Source organism: Lacibacter sp. H375 (genome assembly GCF_037892425.1).
Taxonomy (GTDB): domain Bacteria; phylum Bacteroidota; class Bacteroidia; order Chitinophagales; family Chitinophagaceae; genus Lacibacter.
This window is the reverse complement of record NZ_JBBKTT010000001.1, coordinates 1,568,399-1,582,403: the sequence shown is the minus strand read 5'-3', so window position 1 is coordinate 1,582,403 and position 14,005 is coordinate 1,568,399. Positions and strand designations below refer to the sequence as shown.

16 protein-coding genes are annotated in these 14,005 nt (G+C 41.1%); 4 read left to right on the top strand and 12 right to left on the bottom strand.

Going from position 1 to position 14,005, the window contains the following annotated elements:
- The 3 genes from WG954_RS06955 to WG954_RS06945 all read left to right on the top strand — a co-directional run bounded on the left by WG954_RS06955 (position 1) and on the right by WG954_RS06945 (position 1,529).
- Positions 1-303: a DUF6958 family protein gene (locus tag WG954_RS06955; protein WP_340434915.1), complete on the top strand. Its 303-nt coding sequence runs from the start codon at positions 1-3 to the stop codon at positions 301-303.
- Between the two features lie 100 nt (positions 304-403).
- Complete coding sequence (locus WG954_RS06950) at positions 404-766, top strand: hypothetical protein (protein ID WP_340434913.1); 363 nt, start codon at positions 404-406, stop codon at positions 764-766.
- Positions 767-929: 163 nt separating this feature from the next.
- Positions 930-1,529, top strand: a complete 600-nt coding sequence (locus WG954_RS06945; RefSeq protein WP_340434911.1) for a superoxide dismutase — start codon at positions 930-932, stop codon at positions 1,527-1,529.
- Between the two features lie 73 nt (positions 1,530-1,602).
- On the opposite strand, the gene WG954_RS06940 is transcribed toward WG954_RS06945, so the two are convergent.
- Positions 1,603-2,172, bottom strand: coding sequence for a DNA-3-methyladenine glycosylase I (locus tag WG954_RS06940; protein WP_340434909.1), 570 nt, complete (start codon positions 2,170-2,172; stop codon positions 1,603-1,605).
- Between the two features lie 56 nt (positions 2,173-2,228).
- On the opposite strand from WG954_RS06940, the gene WG954_RS06935 reads away from it, so the two are divergent.
- A complete protein-coding gene (locus tag WG954_RS06935; RefSeq protein ID WP_340434907.1) occupies positions 2,229-2,708 on the top strand; it encodes a GNAT family N-acetyltransferase in 480 nt (159 codons plus the stop codon).
- On the opposite strand, the gene yidD is transcribed toward WG954_RS06935, so the two are convergent.
- The 11 genes from yidD to WG954_RS06880 form a co-directional block, all read right to left on the bottom strand.
- On the bottom strand, positions 2,705-2,974 hold the full coding sequence (gene yidD / locus WG954_RS06930; RefSeq protein WP_445298452.1) for a membrane protein insertion efficiency factor YidD: 270 nt from the start codon (positions 2,972-2,974) through the stop codon (positions 2,705-2,707). The genes WG954_RS06935 and yidD overlap by 4 nt on opposite strands.
- Complete coding sequence (gene rnpA, locus WG954_RS06925) at positions 2,955-3,362, bottom strand: ribonuclease P protein component (protein WP_340434905.1); 408 nt, start codon at positions 3,360-3,362, stop codon at positions 2,955-2,957. The genes yidD and rnpA overlap by 20 nt, the downstream gene beginning before the upstream one ends.
- 101 nt (positions 3,363-3,463) lie before the next feature.
- The gene (gene rpmH / locus WG954_RS06920) at positions 3,464-3,631 is read right to left on the bottom strand and encodes a 50S ribosomal protein L34 (protein WP_182803479.1); all 168 of its coding nucleotides are present in this window, start codon (positions 3,629-3,631) and stop codon (positions 3,464-3,466) included.
- Between the two features lie 287 nt (positions 3,632-3,918).
- The gene (gene murI / locus WG954_RS06915; RefSeq protein ID WP_340434903.1) at positions 3,919-4,746 is read right to left on the bottom strand and encodes a glutamate racemase; all 828 of its coding nucleotides are present in this window, start codon (positions 4,744-4,746) and stop codon (positions 3,919-3,921) included.
- A gap of 68 nt (positions 4,747-4,814) precedes the next feature.
- Positions 4,815-5,327: an OmpH/Skp family outer membrane protein gene (locus tag WG954_RS06910; RefSeq protein WP_340434901.1), complete on the bottom strand. Its 513-nt coding sequence runs from the start codon at positions 5,325-5,327 to the stop codon at positions 4,815-4,817.
- A 67-nt stretch (positions 5,328-5,394) separates the two neighbouring features.
- The gene (locus WG954_RS06905) at positions 5,395-5,910 is read right to left on the bottom strand and encodes an OmpH/Skp family outer membrane protein (protein ID WP_340434899.1); all 516 of its coding nucleotides are present in this window, start codon (positions 5,908-5,910) and stop codon (positions 5,395-5,397) included.
- 44 nt (positions 5,911-5,954) lie between these two features.
- A complete protein-coding gene (locus WG954_RS06900) occupies positions 5,955-8,630 on the bottom strand; it encodes a BamA/OMP85 family outer membrane protein (protein WP_340434897.1) in 2,676 nt (891 codons plus the stop codon).
- A 233-nt stretch (positions 8,631-8,863) separates the two neighbouring features.
- Positions 8,864-9,631 (bottom strand): undecaprenyl pyrophosphate synthase, encoded by a 768-nt coding sequence (gene uppS, locus WG954_RS06895; protein ID WP_340434896.1) that lies wholly within the window; start codon positions 9,629-9,631, stop codon positions 8,864-8,866.
- Between the two features lie 123 nt (positions 9,632-9,754).
- On the bottom strand, positions 9,755-11,521 hold the full coding sequence (locus WG954_RS06890; protein ID WP_340434894.1) for a SusE domain-containing protein: 1,767 nt from the start codon (positions 11,519-11,521) through the stop codon (positions 9,755-9,757).
- Positions 11,522-11,532: 11 nt separating this feature from the next.
- On the bottom strand, positions 11,533-12,393 hold the full coding sequence (locus WG954_RS06885; protein ID WP_340434892.1) for a SusE domain-containing protein: 861 nt from the start codon (positions 12,391-12,393) through the stop codon (positions 11,533-11,535).
- 20 nt (positions 12,394-12,413) lie between these two features.
- On the bottom strand, positions 12,414-13,994 hold the full coding sequence (locus tag WG954_RS06880) for a RagB/SusD family nutrient uptake outer membrane protein (RefSeq protein ID WP_340434890.1): 1,581 nt from the start codon (positions 13,992-13,994) through the stop codon (positions 12,414-12,416).
- Positions 13,995-14,005: the final 11 nt, after the last annotated feature.

The window sequence follows — 14,005 nt, the reverse complement described above, 5'->3', positions numbered from 1 at the left end:
ATGGCCAAAGCAACTTCAAAAAAGATCATGGTTACACATCCTGTAACTGGAACTGAACGGAAGTTTGATGCTGACATTTACGAGCCCGTAAGAGCAGCGATCCTGCAAAGCCTGAAAGGGAGTAAGGGAAAAACGTTCACTGAACTTTCTGATGATGTGGCGAAGATCATCCGTAAAAAAATGCCGGGATTTAAAGGTTCCATCCCCTGGTACACCGTCTCTATTCGTCTTGATCTTGAAACAAAAGGGCTGGTTGAAACCTTTGTTGAGAAAGGAACGAAGCTCAACCGTCTGACGAAATAAGCTGCATCAAAGTAGTCAAATGGTTTAACAAAATCTTCTTACTCTTACTTACAACTTCGTGCAGGTGTATACATCTAATCTGTGTACTAAATATCTATACATGAAAAAGATCATTGGTTTTGCTATACTCAGCCTGGTCTTTCTGTCAGCTTGCCGAAAGACCGATTTGCAACCTGTTCCCATCGACGAATCACAATGGTTACGAAAAGAACGTGGAGTAGTTGTGTTTGCTGATTTTAATTGCGATTACATCGTTATTGAAACCGCTAACGGTTATACTGTAGCCGAAAACTGGTCGTTCCGCCCAACCGTTGGCGAAGTACTTTATGGCGACTTTAGTTATTACGGCACAAGAAGTATCTATAACCGAAGCCGTGGTAACCTTATGACGGTAAACATCCGTGATATCTGGTTAAGTTATTACCAGGCACAGGATCAAATAAACTGGTACTGTTCCCAATAAAAACCCAAAGCCCAATGGAGACAGGGAATGCAGCAGTGCATTCCTTTCTTTTTTTCTGCTGGTATGCTAATTGCTGTAAGTTTAATCGATCTGCATTTTAAATTATCTGTTTGTACATTTGTTCTCCGTTAAACAATTTCGTAAAATTTAAAACTTACAGAACATGGCATTTACATTAGCACCTCTTCCATATGCACATGATGCACTGGAGCCTCATATCGACACAACCACTATGCAGATACATCACGGCAAACATCACCAGGCTTATGTTGACAACCTCAACAAAGCAATTGCCGGCACTGAGCACGAAAGCAAAACACTTGAGCAATTAATAGCTGTTGCAGGAAGTATTTCTCCTGCGGTTCGTAATAATGGTGGTGGTCACTGGAATCATACTTTTTTCTGGGAATCATTAGCGGCAAACGCAGGTGGTACACCAACAGGTGCATTGGCTGATGCGATCAATGCAGCATTCGGTTCATTCGACGCATTTAAAGAAAAATTTGCAGCAGCTGGTATGACCCGTTTCGGCAGCGGCTGGGCCTGGTTGATCTTTAAAGATGGTAAGCTTGAAGTTACTTCTACTCCTAACCAGGATAATCCTTTGATGGATGTTGCTGAAGTAAAAGGTACGCCAATCCTTGGTGTGGATGTTTGGGAACATGCTTACTACTTAAAGTATCAGAACCGTCGTGCTGATTATTTAGCTGCATTCTGGAATGTAGTAAACTGGAGCAAAGTAGCAGAACGTTTTGGAAAATAATAGAAGTCTCACCAATAAAAAAGCCGTTTCAAAAATGAAACGGCTTTTTTATTGCTTCTCGTCGTAGCAAGAATTATTTCTTCTTTTTCTTCCAACAATCTTCTGCATGATCGTTCACCATTCCACTTGCCTGCATAAATGCATAACAAATAGTTGAGCCAACAAACTTAAATCCCCGCTTCAATAAATCTTTGCTCATTGCATCAGAGATTGCGGTTTTTGCCGGAACATCGCCCATCCCTCTCACTTTATTTACAATGGGTTTACCGCCAACAAACTGCCAGATGTATTTGTCAAAACTGCCGAACTCTTTTTGTATAGCGAGATATGTTTTTGCATTCTGTATAAAAGCATTCACTTTTAAACGGTTGCGCACAATCCCTGCATCCTGCAACAATGCCTCTATTTTCTTATCGCTATACTTCGCAATTTTCTTTGCGTCAAATCCATCAAACGCTTTGCGATAGTTTTCTCTTTTGCTAAGTATTGTGTACCAGCTTAATCCTGCCTGTGCTCCTTCAAGGCAGAGCAGCTCAAACAATTTATCATCGTCGTGCAATGGAGTTCCCCATTCCTCATCGTGGTACGCTTTATACAAGTCGTCTTTCAAACACCAGCTGCATCTAATTTTTTCTTTTGCCATGATTTTTGCTTTGTACTCTTGCAAAGTAATTAATTTCACACTCCGCAACAGTACAAATGATACGAAAAGCAACAAGCAATGATTTCGGTTTTCTGTACTACCTGTACATGCATCCTCAGGTAAATCCATTCCTTCTGTATGAATTCATGCACCCGGAAGATTTTCGAAGTGTTTTTAATGAATTACAAAACAAAGGCGTGTTGTATATTTTTGAAGATGCAGGTGTGCCGGTTGGTATGTTCAAACTTGTACCTCAACATTATCGTAATACGCATATTGTTTATCTCGGTGGCTTAGCTATTGATCCCGAACAGGCAGGCAAAGGTTATGGCTTGCGTATGATGGAAGAAATAAAAGAATATGCAAAACAGCAGGGTTTTCTACGTATCGAATTAACTGTTTCTACATCAAACAAAAAAGCAATTGAGCTTTATCTCAAAGCAGGTTTTCAGCATGAAGGTGTATTGAAAAAATACACGTATTTAAAAAGTAAGGATCAGTACGTTGATGAAGCCGTGATGGCGTATTTGTTTTAAGGAACAGGGTCGTAACCACTTCCTCCCCAGGGATGACATTTACTTATTCGCTTCATGGTTAACCACAAACCTTTGATCGGTCCGTGTTTTTTCAATGCTTCAATTCCGTATTGACTACATGTAGGTGTGTATCGGCATTTCGGACCAATTGCCGGGCTAATGACATACTGATAAAAACGGATCAATAAAATAAAAGGGAAACTGAGGATCGTTTTTATCCTGCTGTATGATGTTGATGTTTCTTCTTTATAATGCTGACTGCACACTAATTTGTTCCAGTTTTTGTAAAGCTACTCCCGTCTTTTCAGCTATCAATTTATAGTCGGGCACTTCTTTACCGGTGAAAATAAAAAACACATGCAGCTGTTTGTTCTCCTGTTTCAGTTTTTGCTGAAGTTCATTTTTTTGCAATCGCCATGCTTCACGTATCAATCGTTTAATACGATTACGGTCAACTGCTTTTTTAAAATTTCGTGTGCCAACGGCAACGCCGAAAAGCAATGGACCATAGCCTGCAGAAAATGGCTGAACAGAATAGTACACACGCAAAGGTGAAGCCGAGAATGTTTTGCCCTCTTTAAAAAGCAATTCGATCTGCTTGCGGCTTTTCATCCGCTCATGTTTGCCTAATGTGTATCGTATCAGTTTTTCCAATTTTATACCAACAAAAATAACTCCCCTTCAGGGGATGGGGGCAAAATAAAAAGTCTCCCGATAAACGGGAGACTTAAGAATATCTTCTGTTCGTAAGAATATTATTTCTTAGCGCCACGCTCATCAGAGATAGTGAGCTTATGACGACCCTTTGCACGGCGGCTGTTTAATACTTTGCGGCCATTAGCATCTTGCATACGCTTGCGAAAACCGTGTGTGGTTTTTCTGCGACGCTTCGAAGGCTGGTATGTGCGTTTTTTTCCTGGCATTGTTTGCTGTTTTACTTCTTTAAAAAATACCGGGGAGAAACCGGAAATTTCATATCACGCAGTGAGAACACCACTTCCCGCTGTTTGTGAAAGGACGGCAAAGGTAGGGGAAACTGCCCGAAAACACAGTGTTTGAGGCAAGAAAATTCTGCTGATACCGGCTCTTTTGCCTGTGGCATCACCTGTTGCCACGCAAGCTCTTGTACGTCCGGGAATCCTATTCTTCCACCCACCCTTGGTAATCAGTTTTCTGTGCAGCAGTTTTGTTGCCCTACAAAGTGGGATAATCATCCTGCAAGCTCCACGTGGGCACATCGTACATCCGCCCCATAAAACAACCGGGCATGCCTGTCAAAATCAGCAACCGAATCAGTCGTAAAGAACTTTTTCGTTCCTCCTTTTGTCAGGCGTTCTTCCATTTCTGGGTGGCGCTGCAAGTAATCGACCAGGCTTTCGGCTACAATTTTTCCCTGCGATAATACCTGCACATGCTCCGGCAATTGTTGTTTGATCTTTTCACTCAACAAAGGATAATGAGTGCAGCCTAATAACACAGTATCAATGTTGGCTGATTGCTGCATCAGTTCATCCACATATTCTTTTACAAAATAATCAGCACCGGCATTTGTGTGTTCATTATTCTCGATCAACGGAACCCACATGGGGCAAGCTTGTTGAAATACGTTTACATCAGGATAAAATTTCGTGATCTCTATCTCGTATGATTCAGATTGTACCGTTCCTGCTGTTGCAAGTACACCCACATTTTTTGTTTTACTGAACTGACCGATGACTTCTGCTGTTGGACGAATAACACCCAATACCCTGTTCTTTGGATTGAGCTGTTGCAGATCGTTTTGCTGAATCGTCCTTAGTGCTTTTGCAGATGCTGTGTTGCAGGCAAGTATCACTAACGGGCAGCCTTGTTTAAAAAACCAATCCACACATTCTAATGTATACCGATAAACTGTTTCAAAGCTGCGTGTGCCATAAGGAGCACGGGCGTTATCACCTAAATAGATATAATCATACTGTGGCAACTGCTGTACAATTTCTTTCATAACAGTTAAACCCCCATAACCTGAATCAAATATGCCGATTGGTCCTTTCTGCATGCTGCTAATGTAAGCACAAAAAAAATCCCGCCATAAAGCGGGATCAATATTGTATTTCTTAAGCTTAATTATTTAGCGGGGGTTTCAGGTATCTTCAGAAACTTCTTTACCAATGGTAACAGATCATCTGTTGTTGGTACCACTAGTAAAGCATCTCTTGAAACAACGTATGCATAACCATTTGCTTTAGCTACAGATTGAATTGCATCTAATGCAATCTTCTGAACCGGAGCAAAAAACTCTTGTTCTTTCTGTTGCAAAAACTGTTGTGCTGAAGTAGAATATTGTTGTACTGCATCAGCTAAATCCTGGAATTCTTTGAAACGGATCTGTTTGATAGCAGGGCTCCATTTTGCTGAATCAATACGGATAACACTGTCTTTTTCCTGGTATTCTTTGATCAACTGTGCGTATACAACGTTGAGTGAATCCTGTGAGTTTTTTAATCTATCCTGTGCCTTTTTAGTTTCAGGCATAGCCACCAACAGATCGTTTGTGTTGATGTGACCAATTTTTTGAGCATTCACTGTTGCAGCCGTTCCCATAATTACTGCAACCACCAGAACAATAATCTTTTTCATTTTTCTTTTTTGTTTTAAATAAAGTGTGCTTGCGATCCCTTTTGGTTGTATCGGTTCCAGGTTTTTTTTAAAGTTTAACACCCAGTATCTTCAACACATCATCGCTTTTGTCCAGTTTAGGGTCGGCAAATATAACGGTAATTCCTTCACTTTTGTCCAAAATAAAATCGTATAATCTTTCAGTTGCAAGGCGTTGAACGGCGTTGTAAACCTTGTCCTGTATGGGTTTCACCAATTCCTGCTTTTTTCGGAAGTAGTCACCTTCAAACCCAAAACGTCTGCGTTGCAAATCACGCACCTGCTTCTCTTTATTAAAGATCTCATCTTCTCTTTTTTTCAAAAGTTCAGGTGTAAGCATTGCCTTCTCGGTTTCAAGCTGCCGGTACATTTTATCCAGGTCGGCCTGCATCAGATCGATCTCTTTTTGCCATGCGTCAGCCATTTCTTCCAGTTTTTTATTGGCATCCTTATACTCAGGAATTTTATCCAGTACATACTTGGTGTCGATAATAGCATAACGTTGTGCATTAGCACTAAATGCTGTAAGCATTAAGCTAAAAGCTGCAATCAGGAATGTCTTCATACAATTTGTTTTATACATGATGGATGATGCAACAAAAAAGTTGTTTATTCCGGTTCAAAGCCAAGCATAAATGTAAACTTGGAAATATCTCTGAATCTTGCGCCGGGAAATGTTCTATCCAAACCAACACCATAATCAAACCCGAGCAAACCAAACATTGGCAGGAAGAAACGCATACCCAAACCCGCACTACGGCGCAGTTTGAATGGATTATAATCCTTCACATCATACCAACCATTGGCAGCTTCAAAAAACGCTAAACCAAAAATAGTACTGCTTGGGTTGGTACTTAATGGGTAACGTAATTCCATACTATACTTATTGAAGATGGTAAAGAACTGCGTTGCTGATGTTTGGTTGGCGTTATTGATCCGAGGGTTTGAATTATCATACACGGGATAACCTCTGTGTGCAATGATGTCGAAACCAATGATACCAAAGTTATTTTGTAAACCGGCATCACCCACCTGGAAACGTTCAAATGGCGATATCGGCAAATCTTTATTGTAACGGCCAAGGAAACCAAATTTCGCTGCTGCTTTCAACACAAACTGACGGTTCTTTTCAGCACCTGCCGGTTTTCCGATCGGGATAAACCATTCATAGTTCAAACGCCATTTGTGGTATTCTACTAAACGATATTTCTCTGCAGGATCATTATACTTACTTGCATCACGGAACAAACTCCATGGTGGTGTAAATGTTGCCGTTAAAGAGAATGTTGAACCCGAACGTGGGAACGTTGGCTGATCAACACTTGAACGGATGATTTGGAAACGAAGGTTAATGTTATTCGATACACCACTATCAAGTTCAGGGAAGATCGGGTAATCTTTCAGTTTATACTGTGTGTAGTTAACTGAAGTGATGAGGTTGAAAAAGTCATCCGGCCATTTCAATTGTTTACCCAATGATACGCTTGCACCAAACGTACGGAGGTATTGAGCATCTTCCGATTTGCGACGTAACGGCAGTCCTGTAACAGGATCGAATGCATTAGCCAATTTTGTACGGAACAAACTCAACGTAAGATTATTTCTTTTCTTACCGCCCAACCATGGTTCAGTAAACGAGAAGTTTTGTGAACTGAAAGACGGACCGTTTGATTGCACACGAATGGATAAACGCTGACCATCGCCACTAGGCAAAGGCTGCCATGCAGATTTCTTGAAAATATTTTTGGTAGAAAAGTTGTTGAACGTAACACCAAGTGTACCTGTTAAACCGATCAACCCACCCCAACCTGCGCTCAACTCCAACTGATCGCTTGATTTTTCTTCAAGTGTATAGTTAATATCAACAGTACCATCATCAGGATTTGGAACCGGGTTTGGATTGATCTTTTCAGGATTGAAATAGTTCAATGCAGATAACTCACGGATAGAACGGATCATATCACTGCGACTGAACTTTTCACCAGGGATCGTACGTAACTCACGACGGATCACATATTCCTTGGTTTTATCGTTACCGTAAATATTTATTGCACGAATGGTTGCTTGTGGACCTTCAGATAAACGAATCTCGTAATCAATCGTGTCATTGTAAACTTTTGTTTCAATTGGTTCAACACGGAAGAACAAGTAACCATCATCCATATAAAGGCCGCTGATATCACCACCTTCAGCTGAAAGTTGCTTGCCTAATTTAGAATTCAGTGTTTCGAGATTGTAAATATCGCCACGTTGGATGCCAAGAATATTGTTTAGTACCGAATCGCTGTACTTTGTATTTCCTCTCCATGTAATGTTACCGAAGTAATACTGCCGACCTTCATCAACCTTTACATCAATTATCAGGTTCCCTTTACTGTTATAATAGTTGGTATCTTTTTCAATAACCGCATCACGATAGCCGAGTGAATTGTAGTAAGCAAGAATTTTCTCTTTGTCTTCGATGTATTTATTCTGGTTGAATTTTGCAGCTGAGAATTTAATGCGGAACCATGGATCAAGAAAATCTCTCACTTTAGAAAGCGATAGAAATCCCCGGTCTTTCATAAACTCTTTGAACGTAACCGAATCTTTACCGCCGTAAGCTGAAGCATTTTTTTCAGGATACAATGTAAAACGCATACGCTCCTTTGTTCCCTTTAACTGCTTCTTGATCTTAAGATCAGATACAACCTCGTTACCTGATATAAATATCTCATCGATCTTAACTTTCTTGCCTTTGTTAACGTTAAACGTTAGATCAATAAAGTTAGGGTTTACAGCATTTTTTGTTTCTGTGATATTTACATCAATTTGTCTGAACCCTTTCTCTGAATAAAATTTTTCAATTTTTTCAATACTAGTTCGGCGAAGATTTTCTGTAATTACTTTGTTTGGAGTAAGCCCTACTTTTTCCTTCAACTCATCTTCTTCACCTTTCTTGATGCCTTTGAAAAAGAAGTTGCCTAACCTTGCACGCTCTGTTACATTTATTTCAATGTAAATATCTTTCCCATCAACTTTTGTAATGTAAATGGTTGCATCGTCAAAATATTGCTGACGCCAGATTGCAGCAATTGCTTTACTAAAGAGATCTCCACCGGGCAGGTAAACTTTATCGCCAACAGAGATACCGGTTACAGAAACCAGTAATGCTGAATCAAATGTTTTGGAGCCACTAACAGTAATGCCGGCAATAATATATTCTTTCGGCACTTTTGAATTCATGATCGCTTCCAGTTCAGGATCAACTGAAACTGGTTTGGTGGTGTCGGTTTGCTGTGCCATTGCAGGCAGGTAAACGCAGGAGCAAATCAGAATAAGCAGTAATAATTTTCTATTCAAGCGCATCAAAATTCAGTTACGGTTATGTTGTATATCGGTTATAAAAATGCCCCTCATGCCTTTACAGTCGGACGTTGCATTGCAAGTCTGACCGTGACTTATAACGTCATCGGCCGGGCGGCAAAATAGTTGGTTTTGCTGAAACTCTTTGTTAAAATGGCCATCTTCACAGCTTCTTAGGATTGTGTTATAGGTTCGCTTGTTTTTACCTGCTCACCTGTTTTCCCAAAACGCCTCTCCCTGCCCTGGAAATCGAGAATAGCTTCATATAAATTCTCTTTTCTGAAATCGGGCCAGCGTACATTGGTAAAATACAATTCTGCGTAGGCCAATTGATATAAAAGAAAGTTACTGATGCGGTATTCACCACTGGTACGAATCATCAATTCCGGATCAGGAAACTCACGTGTAGTTAAATAATCCTTGATGGTATCCTGGTCAATTTCAAAAGGCTCCAATTTTCCGGCCTTTACATCGGCTGCAATATTCTTAATGGCATTTACAATTTCCCAGCGACTGCTGTAACTGAGTGCCATAACAAGATTCAAACCCGTGTTATCTTTCAGTTCATCTACACTTTCCTGCAATTCTTTTCTTGCATAATCGGGTAACATATTCGTATCTCCAATAACATGCAATTTGATCTTGTTCTTATTAAGCGTGGCCGTTTCTTTACGAATCGTATCAACCAACAACTCCATCAACCCTGTTACTTCTTCAATTGGACGATCCCAGTTTTCAGTACTGAATGCATAAAGCGTAAGATATTTCACTCCCAATTCTGCACATCCTTCCACAATATCCCGTACACTTTCAACACCATGAAAATGACCAAAGAGACGATCTTGCCCCTGCTCCTTGGCCCAACGGCCATTCCCATCCATAATGATGGCAATGTGCTGCGGTAACCGCTCCATGTTCAATTGATCACGCAAGGATGACATAACCTTTGAAAATTAAGGGCACGAAGGTAATGAAAATAAGGGCTACCAGAGGTTTTGGCAAAGGGAAATAAAAGAAAAAGCCGACAGTGGTTACTGTCGGCTTTACTCTGATAGAAATTCTAACTATTGTATAGTTACAGTTTGAGCATGCTCATCTAAGGTAATCGTATAAGAACCAGTTGCTGCGGGCGTTTTAAAATTATCACCGCCTTCCCATTTGATCTTACGGGCTACACCAGTGGCAGTAACACCGCCGCTGTTGTCTTCATAATCAAATGCACCCCAATCGTTACCTGCAAGGAATTTAATGTCCTTACCGGCAACAAGTGTTACAGTTATTTGCCATTTACCAGATCCGATGTATGTCATTTGAGGGCTGGCTCCCGGGTTCCAATCCGGTACACCTTGAATACCATTACCTACTACCCGCATTTCGGTAGCCGGCGACAACTCGTATTTAATATTGTCACGATTACGGCCATCCCACATTACACGGTAACGACCAGCAGTCGCAATGTTGGGGAAGTTGCCACCGTTCACCTCCATTGTGCTGCCACTTGCACCAGCTGCACCATAACTACGTGCATTGGTTACATTAATGTCACCACTGTTCCAATCGTTATGATCGATCATTTTCCAGGCACCGGTATTAAAGTTTGTAACCCCTACAAACAGGTTTGTTGAAGCAAGACCCATTGCATAGTTCGGGAATGCACCGCTCGGACTCCAACCTGCGCCGCTTGCATCACCAACAAATCCCATGCGACCTTCACGAATATCATACTTCAGTGAAGTGCGGTCGATAGAGATACGATAAAAACCTGCATTTGTCACTTTCAGATTATCATTTGCTCCCTGTACCAGATTGCCGCCTGTTCCACCATAATTCACATCCCAACTACGTCCCTGCGTTACTTTAAACTCGGTATTGGCGGGTAACCAAATGTAGATATAGTATAACTTGTTTAATGCTGCCGGACGAAGGTCTCGGATCAACTCAGGGGCATTCGATGGGCTCCAGTCAGTTCCTTGCCCGGTTGATGCCTGGTAACTTCCCGGCAAGTAAAAACGAAGCAAAGGAATGTACGTATTGATTGTTACAGAAACCGTGTTTGAATAAGATATTGCACCTTGCGCCGTTACCGCCTTAACACGAAAATCAATTTTACCAGTTGTACCACCAGCCACACCTTCATTCAAAGCGGCATCATTCATCTCACCTACATTCAGTTGTTTCAGATAAGCATCATTGCCTACTGCAATTTCCTTAAGTGATGCAAAATTTTTACCTGTAGAATCGTATTGCAATGTATAAGTAACTACACCGCTGTAACCGGTAAACGAACGTGTCCAGGTAAACTTGTTAGATGGATCTCCGGATGTATTTAAAGTACCGGTTACCGTTGTTTTTTCCGTTTGCAATACTGAAGGGTCGCTATAAGGCGTAACACGAACCTTCAGGATATTTGATTTATATTGTTCGTTATTATTACTATAAGAGGACGTAATACGAAAATCAAGATCAACCGGTACACCTAAAGCAAAACCATAGTTCAAGAGCATATTATTGATCTCTTTGCCGGTAAATGTTTTAACACGTGCTCCTGTTTGAATGATTGTGTTTGGCTTGGTAAAATTCTTGGTACTGGAATCCAATTCAAGAATATACTTGTAGGTATTGCTGTCAGTCGCATATGCAGGGCTTGTCCAGTTCAAAGTAAGTATCACTTTATTTGAATCTGCTGCAGTTGGTGCAATGGAAGCTGCTGAAGAAGTTAAGTTAACGGCGGTACCGTTGTTGTGATACTTCAGTTCCGGAGCTTTTGCACACCCTGCCAGCAAAAACAACAACACCAGGTGAGAAAAGCGTGTATGATTAAATAGTTTCATTGTAATGTGGTTTATAGTTTTACAACCGTGTATTCGCCTAACTGAAAATCGACAGTGATTTTGTAGGTACCGGCAGTTGGAGGACCAGGGAATGTTGGATCTGCATTTTTCTTTTCGAATTGCCCGCCTGCCCACGTACCAACAGTCATATGATATTGTGTATCCCAAACACCGTCTGTTTGTATCAGTTTATATCCTCCACCACCGGGTAATGCGAGGGTGAGTTCATATAATGTTTTTGATTTTTTTGTAAATGTTTGCGAAGCTTTGTACAATGCCTGCAAAGGATTTGCCCATCCATTTGGTGAAGCATCACCAACAATGTAAAGTTCGCCGTCATTGTAATTATTGGCAACAGTGCCCGGAGGTTCCACTTTGGGTGGTGGAATAAAGGGGCTGGCTGTAAAAGTGATAATGTTTGATTGACGAGGAACTGCGTCAGAACCCACACCAAGGCTTGATGTTATTCTTGCCTGGAAAGTAAATGTGCGGCGTGGTTCGAGGGGAAGACGCATATCATTACCCATAATGCCGTTCAACTCTGTTACAGTGTAAGTTTTTGATAATTCTTTTGAAAACACTGTTACAAATTTTCTTGCGCTACCGAAATTGGCACCAAGTGTATCCAGTTCCAATGTGTATTTCACATCGTGTGAACTGATACCTGTTGTAAAACTGTAATTAGGATTTGTCCAGTTTAAACGAAGAGCTGTATTTGCTTCACTCCCCGGCTGCAGTATAACAGCATTTGTACTTGCTGTTAATACAGGGTTTGTTCCGTCTTTGAAATTGATCTTGTTTTCAGCTTTCTCGCAGGCAAACAAAAACAGGATGACTGCAAAGAGCGAAAAACGGTTGATGTATGATTTCATGTTTCGTTCTTTTAATGTGATTAATAACCTGTATTCTGTGTCAGGTTAGGGTTTGCTGCGATTTCAGAATCAGGAATGGGATAAAGTTTTCTAATATCTGAAACGCCGGTACCACTTTTTACGCCCCCTTTCCATGGCCACAGGTAAGTACCTTCAACAAAACGGTTGAACCGGATAAGGTCAGTTCTCCGGAAACCTTCCCAATGCAATTCTCTTGCACGTTCATCTATGATATAGTCAAGAGTATAAAACCCTAAAGGAGCTGCTGTAACCTGTGCACGTGAACGCAAAGCATTCAGATAGATCAATGCCTGCGCATCAGTACCACCGGTGCCTCCACGTTTTACCGCTTCTGCATATATCAGATACATTTCAGCTAAGCGGAAAATGGGAAAATCAATATCAGAAAAAGTTTTCTCCGGATCCTGGCCGAACGCTCCACTACGGGTTTTGTTGCGATACTTAATAATGGCTAGTCCATCTTTAAACTCTGAAATGTTATTGATATCGATTTTTTGTGAGCCTGTTGAAAACTGTGCACGTTTATCGCCATTACCATTTACATCAGGAAACAGGTCGGGAATATTGCGGGTTGTGCGAATGCCGCCCCAAGCTCCCAGGCCCGAAACATTTTTATCCATATCGCCACCTACAGATGCGTTCACGAGGAAAGTAGTGCCACCATAGTTTTTTGATCTTATCCCATCGTAGTTAAGCGTCCAGATAAATTCAGGATTACTCAAATTATTGTCGGCAAGACCTAGCCAACGGTAATCACTTAATAAACCATATCCTGCATCAATAACACGTTTTGAATAGGTGATTGCCTCAGTATACTTTTCTGTATTAATATAAACTTTTGCATTGAGATACATTCGTGCAAGCAAAGACCAGGCAGCAGCTTTATCTACTCGGCCATAATCAGCGGTACGGGCATTTGATAAATCAGCCTCTATCGCTTTCAATTCGCCTTCGATATATGTAAATAATTTCGTCCTGTCTGTTTGCTCTGGATTAAACTTACCAATTGGATCGTTTTCTGTTGTAAAGCCTGGTTTACCATATAAATCAAGCAGTACCCAATAAGAAAAGGCACGCACAAATCTTGTTTCGGCACGCATACGTTTAATGTTTTCAGCCGATGCGCCCGTGATTCCACGGCCTCCCAACTTTGAAGGATCGCTTTCACGTATAAACTCGTTACAAAGTGTAATGATGTATGTGCAACGGTAATACAACCCTTTTGTCATAGGGTTACTGGAGCTCCAATTCATGTTATGAAAATCCTGGATACCAGGATCGTTCCATGCAACAACAGCTTCATCGGTACTTAACTCCTGTGCTTTCCAGAATAAGCGCAGAAAATCAGAAGTACCTTCATCGATACCGGCTACATCACCATTACCGGCCGGTCCCTGGTTACCTGTAAGTGCCATACTTCCATACACTTTGGCAAGTACCTGCAGATAACCTGCTTCTGAACTATAGGTATTTCCCGAAGGCAATGAGTTGGGTGGGTTTCTGTCGAGTTGTTTGTGGCAGCTTATTAAAAGAGCTACCCCCAACAGTAGAGAACTTATATAAACTGAAATACGTTTCATATTGCAGATAT

Bases quoted from the DNA above. Each gene is read 5' to 3' on its own strand.
- WG954_RS06955 (WP_340434915.1), top strand. From the start codon at position 1: ATGGCCAAAGCAACTTCAAAAAAGATCATGGTTACACATCCTGTAACT.
- WG954_RS06950 (WP_340434913.1), top strand. From the start codon at position 404: ATGAAAAAGATCATTGGTTTTGCTATACTCAGCCTGGTCTTTCTGTCA.
- WG954_RS06945 (WP_340434911.1), top strand. From the start codon at position 930: ATGGCATTTACATTAGCACCTCTTCCATATGCACATGATGCACTGGAG.
- WG954_RS06940 (WP_340434909.1), bottom strand. From the start codon at position 2,172: ATGGCAAAAGAAAAAATTAGATGCAGCTGGTGTTTGAAAGACGACTTG.
- WG954_RS06935 (WP_340434907.1), top strand. From the start codon at position 2,229: ATGATACGAAAAGCAACAAGCAATGATTTCGGTTTTCTGTACTACCTG.
- rpmH (WP_182803479.1), bottom strand. From the start codon at position 3,631: ATGCCAGGAAAAAAACGCACATACCAGCCTTCGAAGCGTCGCAGAAAA.
- murI (WP_340434903.1), bottom strand. From the start codon at position 4,746: ATGCAGAAAGGACCAATCGGCATATTTGATTCAGGTTATGGGGGTTTA.
- WG954_RS06910 (WP_340434901.1), bottom strand. From the start codon at position 5,327: ATGAAAAAGATTATTGTTCTGGTGGTTGCAGTAATTATGGGAACGGCT.
- WG954_RS06905 (WP_340434899.1), bottom strand. From the start codon at position 5,910: ATGAAGACATTCCTGATTGCAGCTTTTAGCTTAATGCTTACAGCATTT.
- WG954_RS06900 (WP_340434897.1), bottom strand. From the start codon at position 8,630: ATGGCACAGCAAACCGACACCACCAAACCAGTTTCAGTTGATCCTGAA.
- uppS (WP_340434896.1), bottom strand. From the start codon at position 9,631: ATGTCATCCTTGCGTGATCAATTGAACATGGAGCGGTTACCGCAGCAC.
- WG954_RS06890 (WP_340434894.1), bottom strand. From the start codon at position 11,521: ATGAAACTATTTAATCATACACGCTTTTCTCACCTGGTGTTGTTGTTT.
- WG954_RS06885 (WP_340434892.1), bottom strand. From the start codon at position 12,393: ATGAAATCATACATCAACCGTTTTTCGCTCTTTGCAGTCATCCTGTTT.
- WG954_RS06880 (WP_340434890.1), bottom strand. From the start codon at position 13,994: ATGAAACGTATTTCAGTTTATATAAGTTCTCTACTGTTGGGGGTAGCT.